Raw genomic sequence first — 17,991 nt, 5'->3', positions numbered from 1 at the left:
ATAGCTCGGGGAGCATACACAAGTATGTGACCCGAGTAGCCGAGTGCAGCCAACACAGCCACAGCATGAATTATGACGAGTATTTTAGCGTTCCTCGTGCTTGAGCCCACCACTTAACACACACAACACCCCCATAAGATCTGCATGACGGATAGCAACCTTCGCCCTTGCGTATACTTTTGGCTTTGCGTGATAAGCGATCCCTAGCCCTGCTTTACGTAACATTTTCAGGTCATTAGCACCATCGCCTATGGCAACGGTTTGCTCCATTGGAATATTTAAACGTTCTGCCAACTTTACCAATACCTGCGCTTTAAATTTAGCGTCAACAATTGGCCCTTTAACTTTACCCGTTAATTTACCATTTTTAATTTCGAGTTGATTGGCAACGGCATCGACGAGTTTAAGTTGTTGACGTAAATTATCAGCAAAGAAAGTAAAACCCCCTGAGGCGATAGCGATATGCCAATCCATTGCTTGTAATTTACGCACTAAACTGGTCAGCCCGGGCATTAAAGGCAGTGTTTCTAGCACTTGATTAAGGATTGATGCGTCTGCACCTTGCAGTAAACCTACTCGTGCTCTTAAACTTTCAGTGAAATCAAGCTCACCAAGCATTGCCCGCTCAGTCACTTCTGCAACTTGTTCACCCACGCCCGCAATTCGTGCAATTTCATCGATACATTCAATTTGGATTGCCGTTGAATCCATGTCCATCAACAAGATACCTGGTGAACGTAAACGTGGAATTAAACCTAATGGCACCACATCCAATAAACATTCATCGGCGAGCTTTTTGATCCTAGGCGTAATGCTGCCGGCAATTCTAACGACTTGATAATCATCAATACGCCAAGAAGAAACGATAACAATCGCAATACCTAAACGCTGCTGAAAATTACTAATACGTGCCTTATCTAAACCACGACCATATAATAACCAGCCACTGTCACCTGCGCGATAATCTAAAGGCATTACCTCTTCGCCACTGAGGGATAGCGGCAAACCAGGCCATTTTTGAATTTCATCGGGTAAATAACAATAGGTCAAACTCGTTGACATGAAAATTAGCTCCTGTAATCGACATAACTTTTTATAATAAAAATGTGTTACAAAACTATTCTATCTGCATAACCTCTGGCAACATAGAGCCAGAAAATAAACAAAGAGTGCGATGCCTAATGAAACTTACCTTTAAGCGACACAAAACAGTGATTATTGTTATTTGCATTGCGTTAGTGACCTTGCTTATGCATGGTGTTTCATACTTAGGTTATAGCCAAAACCAAAGCAGAGTTGAACAATTCAAGCAGTTAACTCATGTTTTAGCAGAGCAGGTGGCTTTCAGCTTATCCGATTATATTGTTCCCGGCAGCAAAGATTTTAATTTAGAGCGAATTAATGCCAATTTAAATAACGTGGCAAAAGATAAATACATTTTAGATGCCAGTATCTATAGCGCCAGCGGCACCTTAATTACGCAAGTCGGAGAACCTACCACTGTTCGGGAAAGACTCGCGATTGACGGTAATCAATCACTGCAAAATTTTCAGTATCAATTAGTTGTACCTATTCTTGGAGATAAAGAACCCAAAGGGCACTTACGTCTAACGATTGATACCGAGCTACTCAACGCCGAAATTCAGCAAGCTGATAACAGTACAAATGTCCTACGTATTTTTATTTTATTGGCGCTTTGCATTGGTTTTGTCTTGGCAAACACACTATTTCGCTTAAAGAAAAAGAAAGGCCAAAGCCTGCCGTTACCTTTAGTGGTCAGTAATGAAGCCAATGATGAAGAAAGTGATGAAGAGGCTGACAATATGGAACAAGGCGATAAAAAAGCACCACCGAAAAGAACGCCTCATTTAAGACGTAAAAAAGACCCAAGACCTTACAACCCAAGAAAATCGCCACCAAAAACAAAACCCACTAAACCGTCATCTTCTAGCGACTAAACAGGGGGTTGCCCCCTGATTAGATAGTGCTGGTATCAAACACAATAGGCGCGATAAATTCAACTTTCCCATCGATCAGCAATGTTTCTGGTGGGATAGGAAAAGGCGCTGCGCGTGAGATAGTTGCCAAGGCCTCTTTATCAAGCACTTTAGTACCTGATGAATTCATCAAACTGGCGTTAATCACTAAGCCTTTACTATCAACCGTAACTTTGACTTGAGAAACCCCCGTTGAACGAAAACGTAGAGCCGCTCTTGGATAACGCTTGGCTTTAGCTAATCGTTGATGAACTTCACTATGCCAACTTTGTTGACCACTCACTGCCGCAGAAGAATTGCTGGAAAAATTAGCACTATTACTTGATGCGCTCCCCGAGGTAGGCATTGATGTAACCGCCGACTCTTGAGTGGTCACAGGGGCATCTTCAAAAACCTTTTTTTCCTGTGGAATTTTCTTTTTGGGTGGGCGTTTTTTCTCGCTGACTTTGGTCAAAGTACCATTATCCACAAGGGGCGTCTGTGGCAATTTATCTATCTTCTCAACTACTTCAGGCAGTGTTTCTTCACGAGTCACCATCTGCTGCTTAGGCGCATGATTAACTTCGGGTTCTGCATGTTGCTCCAGTTGGTACACGCCAAGCTGCAACGAAATGGCAGGCGGCAATACCCCTGTTTTTGGAATTGTTGACGTGAACCAGCCAACTAAAATCACTGCTAGCGTTCCATGAAAAAGAATACTTAAAAACAAACCGCCCAAAGGACGGAAAATCGGGCTTTCTAACTTGCCCGCAATACTGCTCATATTTTGCCTCACGACTTTATTTTTTGTAGATTATAGGCATAATACAAACAAAAATGATATTCATTATTATTACTGCATTTACAATAATTAAAATAACTTATTGATTTAATAGATAAAGTAATCTGAGCAGATTATTAACGACACATTAATTGTGTTCTTTCACTATTTTGACACCAGCAAAATGACGAATGATAAATCCCTTGCCCGAAAAATTAGCGGTGCATATCAGTCAACTTATAGCCAACTTGTCCGCTTTTTCCGCAATCGGCTAGATAACAGCAATGATGCAGATGATTTATCACAGGATGTGTTTACACTATGGCTTAATCGTAAAGAGCAATCTCCGATAAAAGAGAGCCGTGCGTATTTGTTCAAAATTGCCAATCATGTTTTGATTGACCACTGGCGCCGTAATCAACGCCAAAGTAAATCAGAAACCTCTATCGATGATATTGGTCTTGAGCATAATTTTGAACAAACGCAAGAAGATCCCAGTGAAATATTAGAACATCAACAACGTATACAACGACTTGGCGAAGCCATTGATTTACTGCCACCTCGTCGTAGAGAAGCCTTTTTGCTTTACCGTTTTGATGGATTGTCTCAAAGTGAGATTGCAGAACGCATGGAAATTTCGATCAGTATGGTTGAAAAGCACATCGCGGCTGCGTTAGTACATTGTAAAAAACACCTTGATAATCAGGGCAATAATAATTAATGACACAGACCCCTTCGCAAAAGTCAGATGACGCGGAACGCATTGATGAAGAGGCGGCGCTTTGGTTTACTCGTATGCACAGCCAGCGCATAACCACCTTAGAATCAACGCAGTTCAAATTGTGGCTGAGTGCATCTCTTGAACACGCCAAAGCCTATGATGCTATCGCAGGTATTTGGCGTGACTTTGATGCAATGCCGCGTCCTACTTCTGTGGAGCTGATATCCCCAAAACGTCATTTTTTTCGTTTATGGCGTCCCCTTGGAAATACACTCGCGGCTTTTTTTATTGCAGCGATTTTATTTTTACCCTATAGCCATTTGCCCGCCATGTTGCTCAACAATATGACTCTCGTCGCCACTGACTCCCCAAAAGAAGTGACGTTATCTGATGGCTCGCAGCTTTTTCTTAATCGCCAGACACGTATTCGAGTTGCCTATGAAACACAGATCCGAAATCTCTATTTAGATGAAGGAAATGTATACTTCAAAGTAAAATCCAACCCCTATCGCCCTTTTGTTATTCAAACAAGCGAAAGACGAATTCAAGTCGTAGGAACTGAATTTGAAGTCGATAAAAAAGGCCAGCAAGTCTCCGTCAATGTCAGTCAAGGCATTGTGAGCTTTCAAAGTGCGAATGATCAAAAAGCAATTTATCTATTAGCTGGCGAAAGCGCCACTAGCGCAGGTATCAACAGCAAAATTACTCGCAATAATATCGAGCCGTTAAATATTGCTAGATGGCGATTCGGTGAATTGGTCTTTATTGATAAGCCGCTTGCAGATGTTTTACGTGAACTTCATGCCTATTCTTCAGCCAATATTGAGTTATCTCCCCCAACCCTCGCCAACAGTAAAATCTCTGGCCGTATCAATTTACGTCAGCCAGAAAAGTTTTTCCAAGCCCTTCCATCGCTATTACCCGTTGAAGTCGTTTATAAAGATAAAGATAATATATTGATTATCCAGAACAAAAAAAATAAATGAAAAATATTTTCATTTGCAGGTGAGGATAGTTCTCATTTCACCCTCTTCTTAAGCAGTTGTTATTTTATTTGGCAATTTTCAGCACACTTTTTGTGCAGCTTAAGAATAAGGGATACGCATGTCTATTCAGTTTACACAAGGTCGGTTAAAACCACTTGCGCTGTCGATGGCTGTCAGTAGCGCAATAGTTTGCCAATCCGCTATTGCGCAAGAACAGTCTTTCTCATTACCGGAACAATCGCTAGCCACTGCGGTTTCACAAATCAGTACTCAAGGACAGTTACAGTTACTTTATGATAAAAGCCAACTCAATGGCTTACGAGCACCTGCATTATCAGGCAACTATACCGCGCAAACCGCATTACAAAAAATACTCATCGGTAGCGGGCTAGAACTGGTTAATGAAAATGGTGTGTTCGTTATTCGTCCTCAGAATTTAAACCAAGGCACATTGGTACTTCCTGAAACACAAGTCTCTGGTGTGGTACAAAACCACCCGACAACGGATGTGATGTCAGCCCCACAATACGTAACTTCAGAAGAAATTAGTCAGAAAAATACCGGTGACGGCAATATTACTGATTTGATGAAGACAAACCCGGCGGTACAATTTGCCAATAATGATAGTAACTCAATGAACCAAGGGGAAATAAAACCTTCCCGTATTTCCATTCATGGTTCTAGTAGCTACCAAAATGCCTATCGCCTTGATGGCGTCAGTTTCAACAATGACTTTGACCCCGCAGACAGTGGTCTGGGGGAAACGTCAACTCGCCTAAGCAGTGGCGATCAAGGGATTTACATTGATAGCCGCCTGATTGATAGCATGGCGGTATATGACAATAATATTCCTGTCGAATTCGGTGGGTTTACGGGCGGAACGGTCGAAGTTAATAGCCGCCGCTGGCAGGGTGAAAATAGTGCTCATGCTTATTATCGTTTAACGCGCTCTGGTTGGAACAATTTATTCCACGATTCATCTCAAGGCATTGATACAACTAAAAATGATACAGCTAATCCCGCCCGTTTCCAAAACCGCTTCGACAAAAGTGATTTTGGGGGTTGGTTCGAGCTTGGTGTGAGTGAAAATTCAGGGTTAGTTTTCTCTGCATCACGCCGTAGTTCAACAATACCGATGACGGTAACTGGCGGAGAGGCATTTGTCCTTGAAAATAATTCAATCGAACCCATTTTTTCAGATTCAGGTAAGAAAAATCAACGTCGCACCTCTGATAACTACTTCTTAAAATATTCAGTTGATTTATCCGAGAAGAGCTCATTAGATTTATCCGCAAACTATGCCTCTTACGACAGCCGTCTATTTTCATCTTCCGTGAGTAACTCTGGATATGATTCAACTCATGATGGGCTTGGTTTTACTGCGGTATTCAAACAACAATTGGATCTTGGTCAATTAGAAGTTACCGCCAATACCCAAGATTTAAAAGATGATCGTAAAAATGACCAAAAATACTCACTAACAGTCAGAGCTATCGAATTTGATGATGACTGGAATTATCTCGGCATGACAGAACGTAATAGCGGTGGGCTTGGTGATTTAGAATCTAAGCAGAAAACCCATGGGCTAAAAACTGTTATGCGATTTAATTCGTTAGAAGATGGTTTAGGGCTCACTCATCAGCCAACGATGGGTGCTGAAGTAAATTACACCAAAGGGACTTATGTCCGTGATCAAGATTATCTTCGCTACACCTATTCAGGTAATCTCATTAAAGATGATTATAGTGGTAGCCTAACTAATATTAATCGCTTTCAAAAAGGCTCATACTCCGCAGATTACACTAACTACGCAATATTTCTCGACGATAGCATTCAATATGGCAAATTAACTCTTCGCCCAGGTATTCGCCTTGACCGTGATGACTTTGTTAACCGCACCAATATTGCCCCGCGTTTAAGTGGCGTCTATGATGTTTTTGGTGATAGTAAAACACAAATAATTGCGGGCGCTAACCGTTATTATGGTCGTTCTATGCTTACTTATGCATTGTATGGTGCACAAAATGGTGGCATGCAAAATTGTAATGGCAGTGAATGGGATCCCTGCTCTTTGAACCTAGACAATAATAATTGGGATAACAAAAAAGATTATGAAGGTCTAGAATCACTCAAAACCCCTTATAACGATGAATTAACACTTGCACTGCAACAAGAAATATTGTCAACCACATGGCGTTTGCAGTATGTCCATCGTGAAGGTTATGACGAAGTTAGAAACCGAACAAAATATGATACTCGTGATGCAGATAAACGCAGTATTCGTACCTTTGATAACGGTGGCCGCAGTTCACACGACACAGTGACATTATCAGCAAGTAACACCCAGCCGTGGGAATGGGCAGATGCGTCCCATGTCATGACCGCCTCCTTTACATGGCAGCAAAGTGAAAGTAACACACCGAAAGATGCGGGTTATACCGCTTATGATCCAGCCAATAAAGTTAACCTGAATAAAGTCTGGTACGACGGCAAAGTTATTGATGCCTCAAAACTACCATCAACCAGTTTCAACTCACCTATTAAGCTTAATTTAGAGTTAACCAGTGTCTGGGATGAATATGATGTGACTTGGTATAACCGCTTGCAATGGTGGGGAGCACGTAGCCAAGCCGTTCGCTATGACAACTCTTACTATTTCGATCCTGAAGTGGGTCAAGTACGTAAATACACTAAGCAAAACTTTGCTAGCAAATACACATGGGATACTCGCCTCGGCTGGAAACCTGACTTCGCCTATGGCTTCGGTTTCTCTGTTGAAGTCAATAATGTGTTGAATAATAAAAATATTGCCGACCGCTTTGTATTCGAAGACAGAACCTTGAAATCTTACGATGCAGGCCGTCAGTTCTGGTTACAGGTTAATTACGACCTTTAATTCAGTACAAAAATAACAATGTGAGCAACAACAAAAAAGAAATAGGCGTCATGAAGACACTAAAACAATTTTTCTATTTAGTTAAACCTTTTTGGGGGCAGCGTGCTGCCCTTTTCTGCTGGATACTGCTTTTCGCCTCTCTTGGCCTGACCCTGACATCGGTTTGGTTCAACGTCAAAATGAATGCGTGGAATGGTGACTTTTATAACTCACTGCAAAAGCTTGATGGACAAGCGCTATATGGGCTATTGCAATACTTTGTGATATTGGTCAGTGGGCTTATATTCGTAGTAGTAATGGGAAATTACCTCAAGCAAATGCTTGTTATTCGCTGGCGTAAAGGCATGACTGAACTCATCCTTGGTCGCTGGCTTTCCCCTAACAGCAAGCACTACATGCTCAGGCTCACTTCCCAAGAGCCTGATAACCCTGACCAACGTATTGCAGAAGATATCCGCTTATTAGTGGAATCTACCTTAAATTTATTAGTCACTTTCTTACATTCCATGTTAACCCTTGTGTCCTTTGCCGCAATTTTATGGACACTATCAGGTAGTCTGACATTTAGTTTTTCTGGCAGTGATTGGACCATTCCGGGTTATATGTTTTGGGCTTGTATTATTTACACCATTATTGGTATTGCACTGACTCAATGGATTGGATTTCCACTACGCCGTTTGCATATGGATAAACAACGCCGTGAAGCAGACTATCGTAGTTCATTGATTAACTGCCGCCAGCACGGAGATGCTATCGCAGGTCAACGCGGTGAAAATCAAGATAGAAAAGAGCTGATGGGTCGATTTAGTGAAATCATTGGTAACTGGAATCGCTTAATCAGCTGTGAACGAAATCTGTCATTTTACACGGTGGGATATCAACAAGTTACAGCATTAGCACCTGTTTTATTAGCACTTCCTAAATTTCTTGCGGGTGAAATTATGTTAGGTGGCTTGATGCAATTACGCCAAGCCTTCAGCAGCGTGGCAACGTCGTTAGGTTGGTTTATTTTTGCCTATAAAGAAATTGCAGCATGGCAAGCGACGGTTTCGCGTCTGTATAATTTTGTGATTTTACTTGAAAATGATAAAAATTCTGAAGTCAAAATTCAAGAAAACTCAATACCTTTAAGCGCCAATTTAACCGTTTCAACGGCCGACAATAGACAACTAATTAATCATGTTAGCTTAATCGCTAAACAAGGTGAATTGACGTTAATTTCAGGTCGTTCAGGCATCGGTAAATCGACATTGTTACGTACGCTAAGTGGTCATTGGCCATTTTTCTCTGGTGATATTTCACGAACCAATAGCGTAATGTGGATACCGCAACGCCTTTATTTACCTATTAGCCGCTTAGATAGTTTATTAGCCTATCCGCAAGCTATTTCTAAATTTAGCCTTGCTGATTTTCAATATGCACTGACCTTAGTTGGGCTGGAAAAACTTCATCATCAACTTACATTAGAAACCGATTGGAATAACCGACTTTCCGGCGGTGAGCAACAACGTATTATGTTTGCTCGTTTATTACTCAATCGCCCTAAATTGTTACTTTTAGATGAAACCACATCCGCCCTTGATGAAAATAGCGCATTAGAATTAATCGCTTTATTAAAGGCACAACTTCATGAAAGTGCGATTGTTTTAGTCAGCCATCAACGCTTTATTTCCTCACTGGCTGAACAGCAAATTGATCTATCTGAATTTAATGCCCACTTATCAACAGGAACACCAGAATATGCTTCGTAAAATCACGTTAGCGACATTTATTGGTCTGCTGCTAGGAGGCTGCGCGAGCAGTTCTATCAGTAAAAACTCACAGACTCTTTTGCCCGTTCGTAGCGATATTCAACATTATCAATTAGATAATGGATTACAAGTTTACCTGCTGCAACGTAGTCAACCCGGTGTTGAATTACGTTTATTGGTTAATAGCGGTTCGATACAAGAAAATGAGCAACAGCTCGGTTTAGCGCACTTTACTGAGCACATGGCCTTTAAAGGTACTAAACATTTCCCAGGTACTACCGGCTTTAAACAACTAGAGCAACAAGGGTTAAAGTTAGGTAGCCATGTCAATGCGATTACCAGTTTAAACACTACGCTATATAAGCTTTCTTTACCTGAAGCCACGCCAGCACAGGTAACAACAAGTTTACAGGTAATGGCTGATTGGGCATCTAACATGACCTTCGATCAAGATGCTTTTGAGAAAGAGCGACCTGTCATTGTTGAAGAATGGCGCCTACGCCAAGGTATGGGATTTCGCATCAATGATAGTCTTGAAAAACTACGCTACCACGGCAGTCGCTATGTTAATCGCAACCCTATCGGCTCATTAGATGTTGTTCGCCAAGCTCCGATTGAACAAGCCAAAAATTACTATCAAACATGGTATCAACCTCAGCGCATGACTTTAATTGTTATTGGTGATTTTAATTCATCATCAGTACGCAATGAAGTTAATACCCTATTTGCATTACCAAAACCTGAAAAAATCTCACAAGACGATCCGCAATGGAAAACCTTTGCAGGCTCAACCAATATGTTAGTTCAGGGAGTATTCGATAAAGAGCAAGGCGCTCGCTACGTACAGTTTTCCCTGCAAAAAGACGTCAGCGCACCATTAAATACCCGCCTTGGTCAAACTGATGACTTGCTCGATAACCTATGGCTCGCGATTTTAAATCAACGTTTCTCAGTAATGGTTGATAACGGCTTGATCCCCTCAATCAGTATTAATGAACAAGGGGCAATGTTAGATAATCAACGCCTACAACAATTAATGATTATTCACCCTAAAGGGAATGATTACACCGGAGCAACCGAGATCCTGTTTACTGAATTACAGCGACTTGCTACAGAGCCTGTCACACAAGAAGAGCTCGATAGTGTCAAACAAGCCATGTTAAAAAAATTGAGTCAGCAAGCCGCTTCTGAACAGCGCTACAGTAATGAATATCTTGCAGGCCAAGTGACTACCGCTCTTGAATACGATATGCCAATGTGGAACAAGCGCCAACAGCTCGATAATAGCTATCAGTTGATGAAAGACATTAAGCCACAAGACTTACAGCAGCATATCGCTAAATTTCTGCAAATCGCCTCTCCTCGTCTGGCGTTAATTGGACCTGATACTGATGCCGCAGCAATAGACAATGCCGCGTTTAATGCCCAGTGGCAGCGCATTCGTCAAAGCACTCCAGGACCATTTACCCTGCGTTCCCAAGCGATTCAATTGCAATTACCGAGCGTTGTAAAAGGGTCTATCGTTGAGCAGTCTTCACTGCCCGTTGCGAAAACAGAGCACTGGACATTAAGTAATGGTATTCAGGTAATTGTTAAAGCAGATAAAAATCTCAAAGAAGACATTCAATTCAATTTACAACTTCCGGGTGGCCGTTCTTTAGAAACTGCACAAACCGCAGGGCTGACAGACTGGGCGTTGAAATTACCTGAAAGTAGTGGTTACGGCAATTACAGTGCCCGTGATCTCGCATTACTGGCAAAACAAAATCAGATTTCGCTGCGTCCTTATAGTGAACTACTTACCCACGGTTATCGTGGTAAAACGCCAGTCGATAACTTAGAAACCACATTACAACTGTTGCACTTGAAGCTAACTGCGCCACAATTTAGCGGTGAAAAACTGGAGCAGCAAAAACAATCCTTTGCATTGAACCTGTCAAAAACACCGGTTGAACGTACTTTCCTCGATAATATTAATTTGGAAAGCTACAACCATGGCGAATTACTGGTGATTAATCCAAAAGGTGGTTGGAATCAATTCACTGCGCAGCAATTACAGCAAGCAAATCGCCAGCTGTTGACTTCAACCGCAGATATGACTTTAGTGATCACGGGTGCCGTCAATACTCGTGAATTAAAACCACTGTTAGAACAATGGATTGCCTCTATCCCTGCCAGTAACCAAAAATTAACTTGGCGCGACCAAGGGATCATGCCAAAAATGGCAAGCTTTGATAAACGCTATCCTATCAGTAGCAGTGATAAAAGTATGGTGAGTATGCAATTTGCCGCACCTGCACAATGGACACAGCAAGATCAGCTTGCGATGCAACTTCTTGATACTGTTGTCAGTCAACGTTTACGAGGTGAATTACGTGAAAAAGCCAGTGGTATCTATGCCCTCGGTTTTTCACAGATGTTGGCAAAAAAACCACAACCTTACTATTTTGCTCGCCTGAACTTTACTACATCCCCAGAACGCGCTGATGAGATGATCCAAATTTCACAGAGAACTATTGCGCAAATACGCCAATCAGGTATTACAGAAAAAGAACTGACAGAAGCCAAAAATATCTGGCTGACTGAAAATGCACAAGTCACAGATAGTTCGGGTTACTGGACTGAGGCTCTGGCACAAATAGCTTCTGATGATAAGCAATATCAACGGTTAAACCAAGAACAAGGGATTATCCGTCAATTGTCAGTAGACGATATTAACCGTTTAGCACGTCAATATTTAGGGCAAAACAGTAAAGTCTTTATGATGACGCCATAACCATTAAATAAAAGAATAGCCAACAAAATAGTGTTGGCTATTCTTTAACAAATTAGCTATGAAATGATTTTTTCATATCTGAATATATTTCTCTTATTTTTTTTACTGCATAAAATATCTGCCACTCGATTGTATTAAATAAACGCTTCATTATACCTTTAAGCTTAGTTTTAATATTATTGGGTACAGTACCCGTTATCGTATCGTCTATAACATTTGATATGGTATTAAATTTAATTAATTCACTTTCCACATCGATATATTGGCTAAAACTAATCTTAATTTTCTCAAACACAAAGTCTGACTGAGTTGAATAGGCCTTTTTACATAACTCTTTTAGTTTTAAAGTAAATGTTTCAGCGGTTTCATTTTGCTTTAAACTATCAATTTTCGCTTGGAAATCCGCTAATAATTCACCTAAAATATCATGCTGCCGACTCATACTGAAAATCATTTCAGTTAATTTACTATATAACTTATCAGCAACATCAATCGGTTGAGGCTCTATAGTTAGTGTTTTTGCTGGGAGTGGAGACAAATAACTTAAATTTGTACTTTGCTTGCTTTCCTCTATCCTCGCTGGTTCTTCTAAATAACTAATAATAAACTTATTTGTAACGTATTTTTTATTTTTATCTGATAAAATTTCACACAAATCATAAAGCTTAATAACGACATCATCCGACGATTTCACACCTTTCATTTGAGCAACTATTTTTTTAATTGAATAAATATCTTTACTATCCACTTCATTCTGTTTTAAAAATCGATAAAAGCTATTTTCAATTTCATTTGGACTGGAAAAAGCCTCTATTAACAATGGTAATACCGGCCGATTAATTAATTCTATTTTATACGTATTTCCTTCAGGTCTGAGCTGGATGTTACTATTATCTTTCAATATACATTGACGAGGAATATCAACCTGTTTAATGTCATTAGCCTTAGTTTTATTATTCCCCCTTAATATTGGAAGCAATATTTTTGGGGTTTGCTTAATTTTTTTTATTTTTTTAGTGAAATTTTTTTTAATTTTTCTGGTGATGTCCAGCATATTATTTTTGACCTCTGTACTATTAGCCAAAAATTGTTTACTCACTGATCCAAGCATAATAATTCCCCTTAATAAATTACTGAATGCGATATCATAAAAATCATATATTCCTTTATTATGTTGTGATATCAGATAGCGATTGTTGTATTATTTTTAGTTACTCAATTTACAAAGCCTTTCATGACGCCAATGACTATCGGTTGACAGCTAATCGCTTTAATGTGACTAATATTGATATCAAAAATAACTAACAAGAGGCATGTTGTGAATAACATTACCATCCGCAGAGCAACCTTGGACGATGTACCTGCAATTACCCAAATACATGCCGACTATTCGGCCTATGCCAATACCTTACAGCTACCTTACCCAACAGAAAAAACCTGGGAAGTGCGATTAGGGGCAAATGATCCGCTAGTTACTCAATTTGTTGCCATGCTTGATAATAAGGTTGTTGGGCTATTAGTAATTAACCAAGCCAGTCAAGCTCGACGTAAACATGTCGCGACTTTTGGCATTACAGTCAGTGAAGCGCATCAAGGTAAAGGTATCGGCTCTCAGCTAATGCAAGTGATGGTCGATTACTGTGATAATTGGCTGAACATCCACCGTATCGAACTAGAAGTCTTTGCCACCAATGAGAGCGGTGTTGGACTCTATGAAAAATTCGGCTTTGAGCTTGAAGGGAAAATGCGTGACTACGCTTTTCGTGATGGGCAATATGTTGATGCAGTCATGATGAGCCGCATCAAGAAACGAGCTTAAAATTTAAGCCATAAAAAATGCCACGCTAAGTGTGGCATAAAACTATTATTAAGAAATATTAGAGACCCACTAAACTACGTAATGGAATACCAAATTGGCAATGCAACCGGCGGATCATTGGAAGCGTTAAATTACGTTTTCCATTCAAAATTTCATATACTCGGTTGGCTTTACCTATCGCAGATTCAAGGTCCTTAACCGTCAACCCTTGTTGCTCCATACGAAATTTTATTGCTTCGATAGGATCTGGCGCCTCAATAGGATGATGCTCCTTTTCATATTCTTCTATGAGTAAACACATCACCTCAAAATAATCCCCCTCTGGGGTATCTAGCTCTGGCTCATTATCAAACATCGGAGAAACCGCTCGCAGAGCCGCTTCATAATCTTGTTCTGTTCTGATGGGTTTAATTTTCATTATCATGACTCCAAATCCACCGTTTCTGCATCAACTTTATCATATTGTTTATGAGTTCCGATGAACTTAACAAATATCCATCCACGCTGATATGCAATAGCCACAATTAACCGGTAACAATTTCCTTTTATATTAAATACCGCTCGCTTATTTTTCAAAATACTTGCGCTACAATACATTCCTTTGATTTCTGAAGGGTTTTTCCAATTTGCCTTAATTGCTTCATCTATCCATGCCTTCAGAGGTTGTTCTGACTCAGGATACCTTACCCAAAAGTCTTTTAGCGCTTTTATAGAGATGATTTTCATCTTGCTAGCTTAGTCCCGAAATGGGACTTACTCAATATTAAATCCCATTTTGGGACTAACTTCAATCATATCTTATTTGCGCCATAAAAAATGCCACGCTTAACGTGGCATTCTTACAAAATAATTTAGGTTTGAATAAAAAATTATTTATCGCCTAACAGCACTGATTCTAATGCAATTTCAATCATTTCATTAAATGTAGTTTGACGCTCTTCTGATGAAGTTTGCTCGCCAGTTTTAATATGATCTGAAACAGTACAAATTGTCAGTGCACGTGCGCCAAACTCAGCAGCAACACCATAAATACCCGCAGCTTCCATTTCCACACCTAAGATACCGTATTTTTCCATCACTTTGAAAAAGTCAGGATCTGGCGAATAGAAAAGATCCGCTGAGAAAATGTTACCCACACGGACATTAGAACCTTTCGCTTTTGCAGCTTCTACTGCATTGTGCACTAAATCATAGTCAGCAATAGCGGCAAAGTCGTGATCTTTAAAACGCAGACGGTTAACTTTAGAGTCAGTACATGCCCCCATACCGATAACAACATCACGAAGTTTAACGTCATCCATCACTGCGCCACATGAACCAACGCGAATAATCACTTTTACACCAAAATCAGTAATCAATTCTTTCGCGTAAATAGAGCAAGAAGGAATACCCATACCGTGACCCATGACAGAAATTTTACGGCCTTTATAGGTACCAGTAAAACCTAGCATGCCACGTACGTTATTCACTTGACGCACGTCTTGAAGGAAGGTTTCTGCAATATACTTCGCACGTAATGGGTCGCCTGGCATTAGAACAACATCAGCGAAATCACCCATTTCAGCATTAATATGTGGAGTAGCCATTTTTATTCCCTTTAAATAATAAATTTAATTAAAATAATTAAGGTGGTCTCCCACCTTAATTTAAAATCTAAATGCTTAGAGCATTGATTTACCATAATCCATTGGTGATAAATCAAAATAATTAGCCACAGTCTGACCAATATCCGCGAAAGTTTCACGATGACCTAAAGAACCAGGTTTTACTTTTGGACCATAAATGAGAACAGGAATGTGCTCACGTGTATGATCAGTACCCGGCCAAGTTGGGTCGCAACCATGGTCAGCAGTTAAAATAAGAATGTCATCTTCTTTAACTAGTTTCATTAGTTCTGGTAGACGACGGTCAAATAATTCGAGCGCCGCAGCATAGCCTGCAACATCACGACGGTGACCATAAGATGAGTCGAAATCTACAAAGTTCGTGAAAACAATAGTGTTATCGCCAGCCAGTTTCATTTCTTCAATTGTTGCATCAAACAGCGCATCAAGTCCGGTTGCTTTGATTTTTTTGGTAATACCAACATGGGCATAAATATCAGCAATTTTACCAACAGAAACCACTTCACCTTGTTTCTCTTCAACTAATTTTTTCAACATTGTTGGTGCTGGTGGCTCAACGGCTAAGTCATGACGGTTACCTGTACGTGCAAAGTTACCCGCTTTGTCGCCAACAAATGGACGCGCAATGACACGACCAATGTTGTAGCCGCCTTTGGTAAGCTCTTCACGTGCAATTTCACACAGCTCATACAGTTTGTCTAAGCCATACGTTTCTTCATGACAAGCAATCTGGAATACGGAGTCAGCAGAGGTATAGAAAATCGGTTTGCCGGTTTTCATATGCTCTTCACCCAGTTGATCAAGAATAACGGTACCTGATGAGTGACAGTTACCCAAGTAACCCGGAAGATTTGCTCTTTTAACTAATGTATCAAGCAATTCTTGTGGGAAGCTATTTTCTTCATTACTGAAATAGCCCCAATCGAATAACACAGGTACACCCGCGATTTCCCAGTGGCCTGACGGTGTGTCTTTACCTGAGGAAATTTCGCTCGCATAGCCGTATGCACCAATAATTTCTGCGTTAGGATCAAGACCTGCTGGGAATGTTCCGCAAGATTCTTCCCCTGCCTTACCTAAACCGAGTTTAGTTAAATTAGGTAAATGCAATGGACCTTTACGGCCAATATCAGCTTCACCACGAGCACATGCATCTGCAATATGACCAAGTGTGTTTGCACCTACATCGCCGAATTTATCTGCATCATGTGCAGCACCGATCCCAAAGGAATCTAAAACCATAATAAATGTGCGTTTCATATTTATTCTCCTGCGGTATAGCAAGCCTTTACACCTGCTTGAACCTAAATTGTCTATTCGCTGATTTGACGATATACCATTGGTGTTGTTTCACTCGCTTTATCACCAATAATCATCGCATCACGGACTTCTTTAGCTGCCTCTTCCCATGCTTTTTCGCTGTTAGCATGAATAATTGCAAGAGGTGTTTGCGTATCAACTTTAGTGCCTAAAGCCGCGATATCACTTAAACCAACGCTATAATCGATAGGATCTGTCGCTTTACGACGTCCTCCACCTAAAGTTACAACAGACATACCGAGCGCACGGGTATCCATCTGTGTGATGATACCGTCTTTTGGCGCATAAACAGCTTTGTTTAGCACTGCTGTTGGTAGATATTTGCTGTAATTTTCAACAAAATCACTTGGACCTTTTTGTGCTGCAACCATACGACCAAAGATCTCAGCTGCTTTACCGTTATCCAGTACTGCTTGTAATTTTTGGCGCGCTTCTTCTCGGTTGGCAGCCAGTGAACCTGATACTAGCATTTCAACACAAAGAGCCATGGTCACTTCATACAAACGTGGGTTGCGATATTCACCTGTTAGAAACTGTACCGCTTCACGAACTTCAACTGCATTACCTGCGCTTGAGGCCAGTACTTCATTCATGTCTGTTAACAAGGCTGTTGTTTTACAACCTGCGCCATTAGCCACTTGAACAATAGATTCAGCCAGTTGCTCTGATTTTTCGTAGGTTGGCATAAATGCGCCAGAACCGACTTTGACGTCCATAACTAATGCATCCAGACCTTCGGCAAGTTTTTTACCTAAGATTGAAGCCGTAATTAAAGGAATAGAGTCAACGGTTGCGGTAATATCGCGCGTTGCATAAAAGCGTTTATCCGCCGGAGCCAGAGAATTTGTCTGACCAATAATCGCCACGCCGACATTGGTAATGATGTCACGAAAGCGCGCATCATCAGGGAAAATATCAAAACCTGGAATAGCTTCAAGTTTATCCAGCGTACCACCTGTATGACCTAGTCCACGCCCCGAAATCATCGGCACATAACCGCCACAAGCAGCCACCATTGGTCCCAACATAAGCGAAGTTACGTCACCGACACCGCCAGTTGAATGTTTGTCAACCAATGGGCCATTGAGATTTAATGATTTCCAATTCAGTACCGTACCTGAATCACGCATAGCCAGTGTCAATGCGACACGCTCTGGCATAGTCATATCATTAAAATAAATCGTCATCGCTAATGCAGCGATTTGACCTTCTGATACCGAATTATCACGCACGCCATTAATAAAGAAGCGAATTTCTTCTTCACTTAATGACTTACCATCACGTTTTTTACGAATAATTTCTTGCGCTAAAAACACGATATACTCCTCAATTCAAATAGA

At 40.7% G+C, this 17,991-nt stretch carries 15 protein-coding genes; 7 read left to right on the top strand and 8 right to left on the bottom strand.

Features of this window, described 5'->3' with window-relative positions; genetic code table 11:
- Positions 1–84: 84 nt before the first annotated feature.
- A complete protein-coding gene (serB, locus tag AAZR93_RS18655; RefSeq protein WP_294108167.1) occupies positions 85–1,062 on the bottom strand; it encodes a phosphoserine phosphatase in 978 nt (325 codons plus the stop codon).
- Positions 1,063–1,181: 119 nt separating this feature from the next.
- Here serB and AAZR93_RS18650 point away from each other — a divergent pair, with 119 nt between their 5' ends.
- On the top strand, positions 1,182–1,958 hold the full coding sequence (locus AAZR93_RS18650; protein ID WP_434720712.1) for an AhpA/YtjB family protein: 777 nt from the start codon (positions 1,182–1,184) through the stop codon (positions 1,956–1,958).
- Positions 1,959–1,977: 19 nt separating this feature from the next.
- Here AAZR93_RS18650 and AAZR93_RS18645 read toward each other — a convergent pair whose 3' ends face one another.
- Positions 1,978–2,760 (bottom strand): energy transducer TonB, encoded by a 783-nt coding sequence (locus AAZR93_RS18645; protein WP_294108163.1) that lies wholly within the window; start codon positions 2,758–2,760, stop codon positions 1,978–1,980.
- A gap of 181 nt (positions 2,761–2,941) precedes the next feature.
- Here AAZR93_RS18645 and AAZR93_RS18640 point away from each other — a divergent pair, with 181 nt between their 5' ends.
- The 5 genes from AAZR93_RS18640 (at position 2,942) to AAZR93_RS18620 (ending at position 11,887) form a co-directional block, all read left to right on the top strand.
- Positions 2,942–3,478, top strand: coding sequence for an RNA polymerase sigma factor (locus tag AAZR93_RS18640; RefSeq protein WP_434720711.1), 537 nt, complete (start codon positions 2,942–2,944; stop codon positions 3,476–3,478).
- Positions 3,478–4,464: a FecR family protein gene (locus AAZR93_RS18635; protein WP_434720710.1), complete on the top strand. Its 987-nt coding sequence runs from the start codon at positions 3,478–3,480 to the stop codon at positions 4,462–4,464. The genes AAZR93_RS18640 and AAZR93_RS18635 overlap by 1 nt, the downstream gene beginning before the upstream one ends.
- A 118-nt stretch (positions 4,465–4,582) precedes the next feature.
- Positions 4,583–7,360 (top strand): secretin and TonB N-terminal domain-containing protein, encoded by a 2,778-nt coding sequence (locus tag AAZR93_RS18630; RefSeq protein ID WP_434720709.1) that lies wholly within the window; start codon positions 4,583–4,585, stop codon positions 7,358–7,360.
- Positions 7,361–7,410: 50 nt separating this feature from the next.
- On the top strand, positions 7,411–9,111 hold the full coding sequence (locus AAZR93_RS18625) for an ABC transporter ATP-binding protein/permease (RefSeq protein WP_434720708.1): 1,701 nt from the start codon (positions 7,411–7,413) through the stop codon (positions 9,109–9,111).
- Positions 9,101–11,887 (top strand): M16 family metallopeptidase, encoded by a 2,787-nt coding sequence (locus AAZR93_RS18620; protein ID WP_434720707.1) that lies wholly within the window; start codon positions 9,101–9,103, stop codon positions 11,885–11,887. The genes AAZR93_RS18625 and AAZR93_RS18620 overlap by 11 nt, the downstream gene beginning before the upstream one ends.
- Before the next feature lie 52 nt (positions 11,888–11,939).
- Here the strand turns inward: AAZR93_RS18620 and AAZR93_RS18615 are convergent, their stop codons facing one another.
- Complete coding sequence (locus tag AAZR93_RS18615; protein WP_434720706.1) at positions 11,940–12,998, bottom strand: hypothetical protein; 1,059 nt, start codon at positions 12,996–12,998, stop codon at positions 11,940–11,942.
- Between the two features lie 207 nt (positions 12,999–13,205).
- Here AAZR93_RS18615 and AAZR93_RS18610 point away from each other — a divergent pair, with 207 nt between their 5' ends.
- On the top strand, positions 13,206–13,706 hold the full coding sequence (locus tag AAZR93_RS18610; RefSeq protein WP_434720705.1) for a GNAT family N-acetyltransferase: 501 nt from the start codon (positions 13,206–13,208) through the stop codon (positions 13,704–13,706).
- A 58-nt stretch (positions 13,707–13,764) separates the two neighbouring features.
- On the opposite strand, the gene AAZR93_RS18605 is transcribed toward AAZR93_RS18610, so the two are convergent.
- From AAZR93_RS18605 to deoA, 5 genes are all read right to left on the bottom strand, one after another.
- Entirely contained in the window at positions 13,765–14,124 is a 360-nt protein-coding gene (locus AAZR93_RS18605) for a helix-turn-helix domain-containing protein (RefSeq protein ID WP_294108149.1), read from the bottom strand.
- Between the two features lie 2 nt (positions 14,125–14,126).
- The gene (locus tag AAZR93_RS18600; protein ID WP_434720704.1) at positions 14,127–14,432 is read right to left on the bottom strand and encodes a type II toxin-antitoxin system HigB family toxin; all 306 of its coding nucleotides are present in this window, start codon (positions 14,430–14,432) and stop codon (positions 14,127–14,129) included.
- Positions 14,433–14,575: 143 nt separating this feature from the next.
- Positions 14,576–15,292, bottom strand: coding sequence for a purine-nucleoside phosphorylase (gene deoD, locus AAZR93_RS18595; RefSeq protein ID WP_294108145.1), 717 nt, complete (start codon positions 15,290–15,292; stop codon positions 14,576–14,578).
- Positions 15,293–15,367: 75 nt separating this feature from the next.
- Positions 15,368–16,591, bottom strand: coding sequence for a phosphopentomutase (deoB, locus tag AAZR93_RS18590; RefSeq protein WP_294108143.1), 1,224 nt, complete (start codon positions 16,589–16,591; stop codon positions 15,368–15,370).
- A 53-nt stretch (positions 16,592–16,644) separates the two neighbouring features.
- Positions 16,645–17,967: a thymidine phosphorylase gene (deoA, locus tag AAZR93_RS18585; RefSeq protein WP_294108141.1), complete on the bottom strand. Its 1,323-nt coding sequence runs from the start codon at positions 17,965–17,967 to the stop codon at positions 16,645–16,647.
- Between the last annotated feature and the right edge of the window lie 24 nt (positions 17,968–17,991).

It is taken from the genome of Providencia sp. Je.9.19 (genome assembly GCF_051129765.1).
GTDB lineage: Bacteria > Pseudomonadota > Gammaproteobacteria > Enterobacterales > Enterobacteriaceae > Providencia.
The sequence above is the reverse complement of the archived record's forward strand: the minus strand, read 5'-3'. Positions and strand labels throughout refer to the sequence as shown.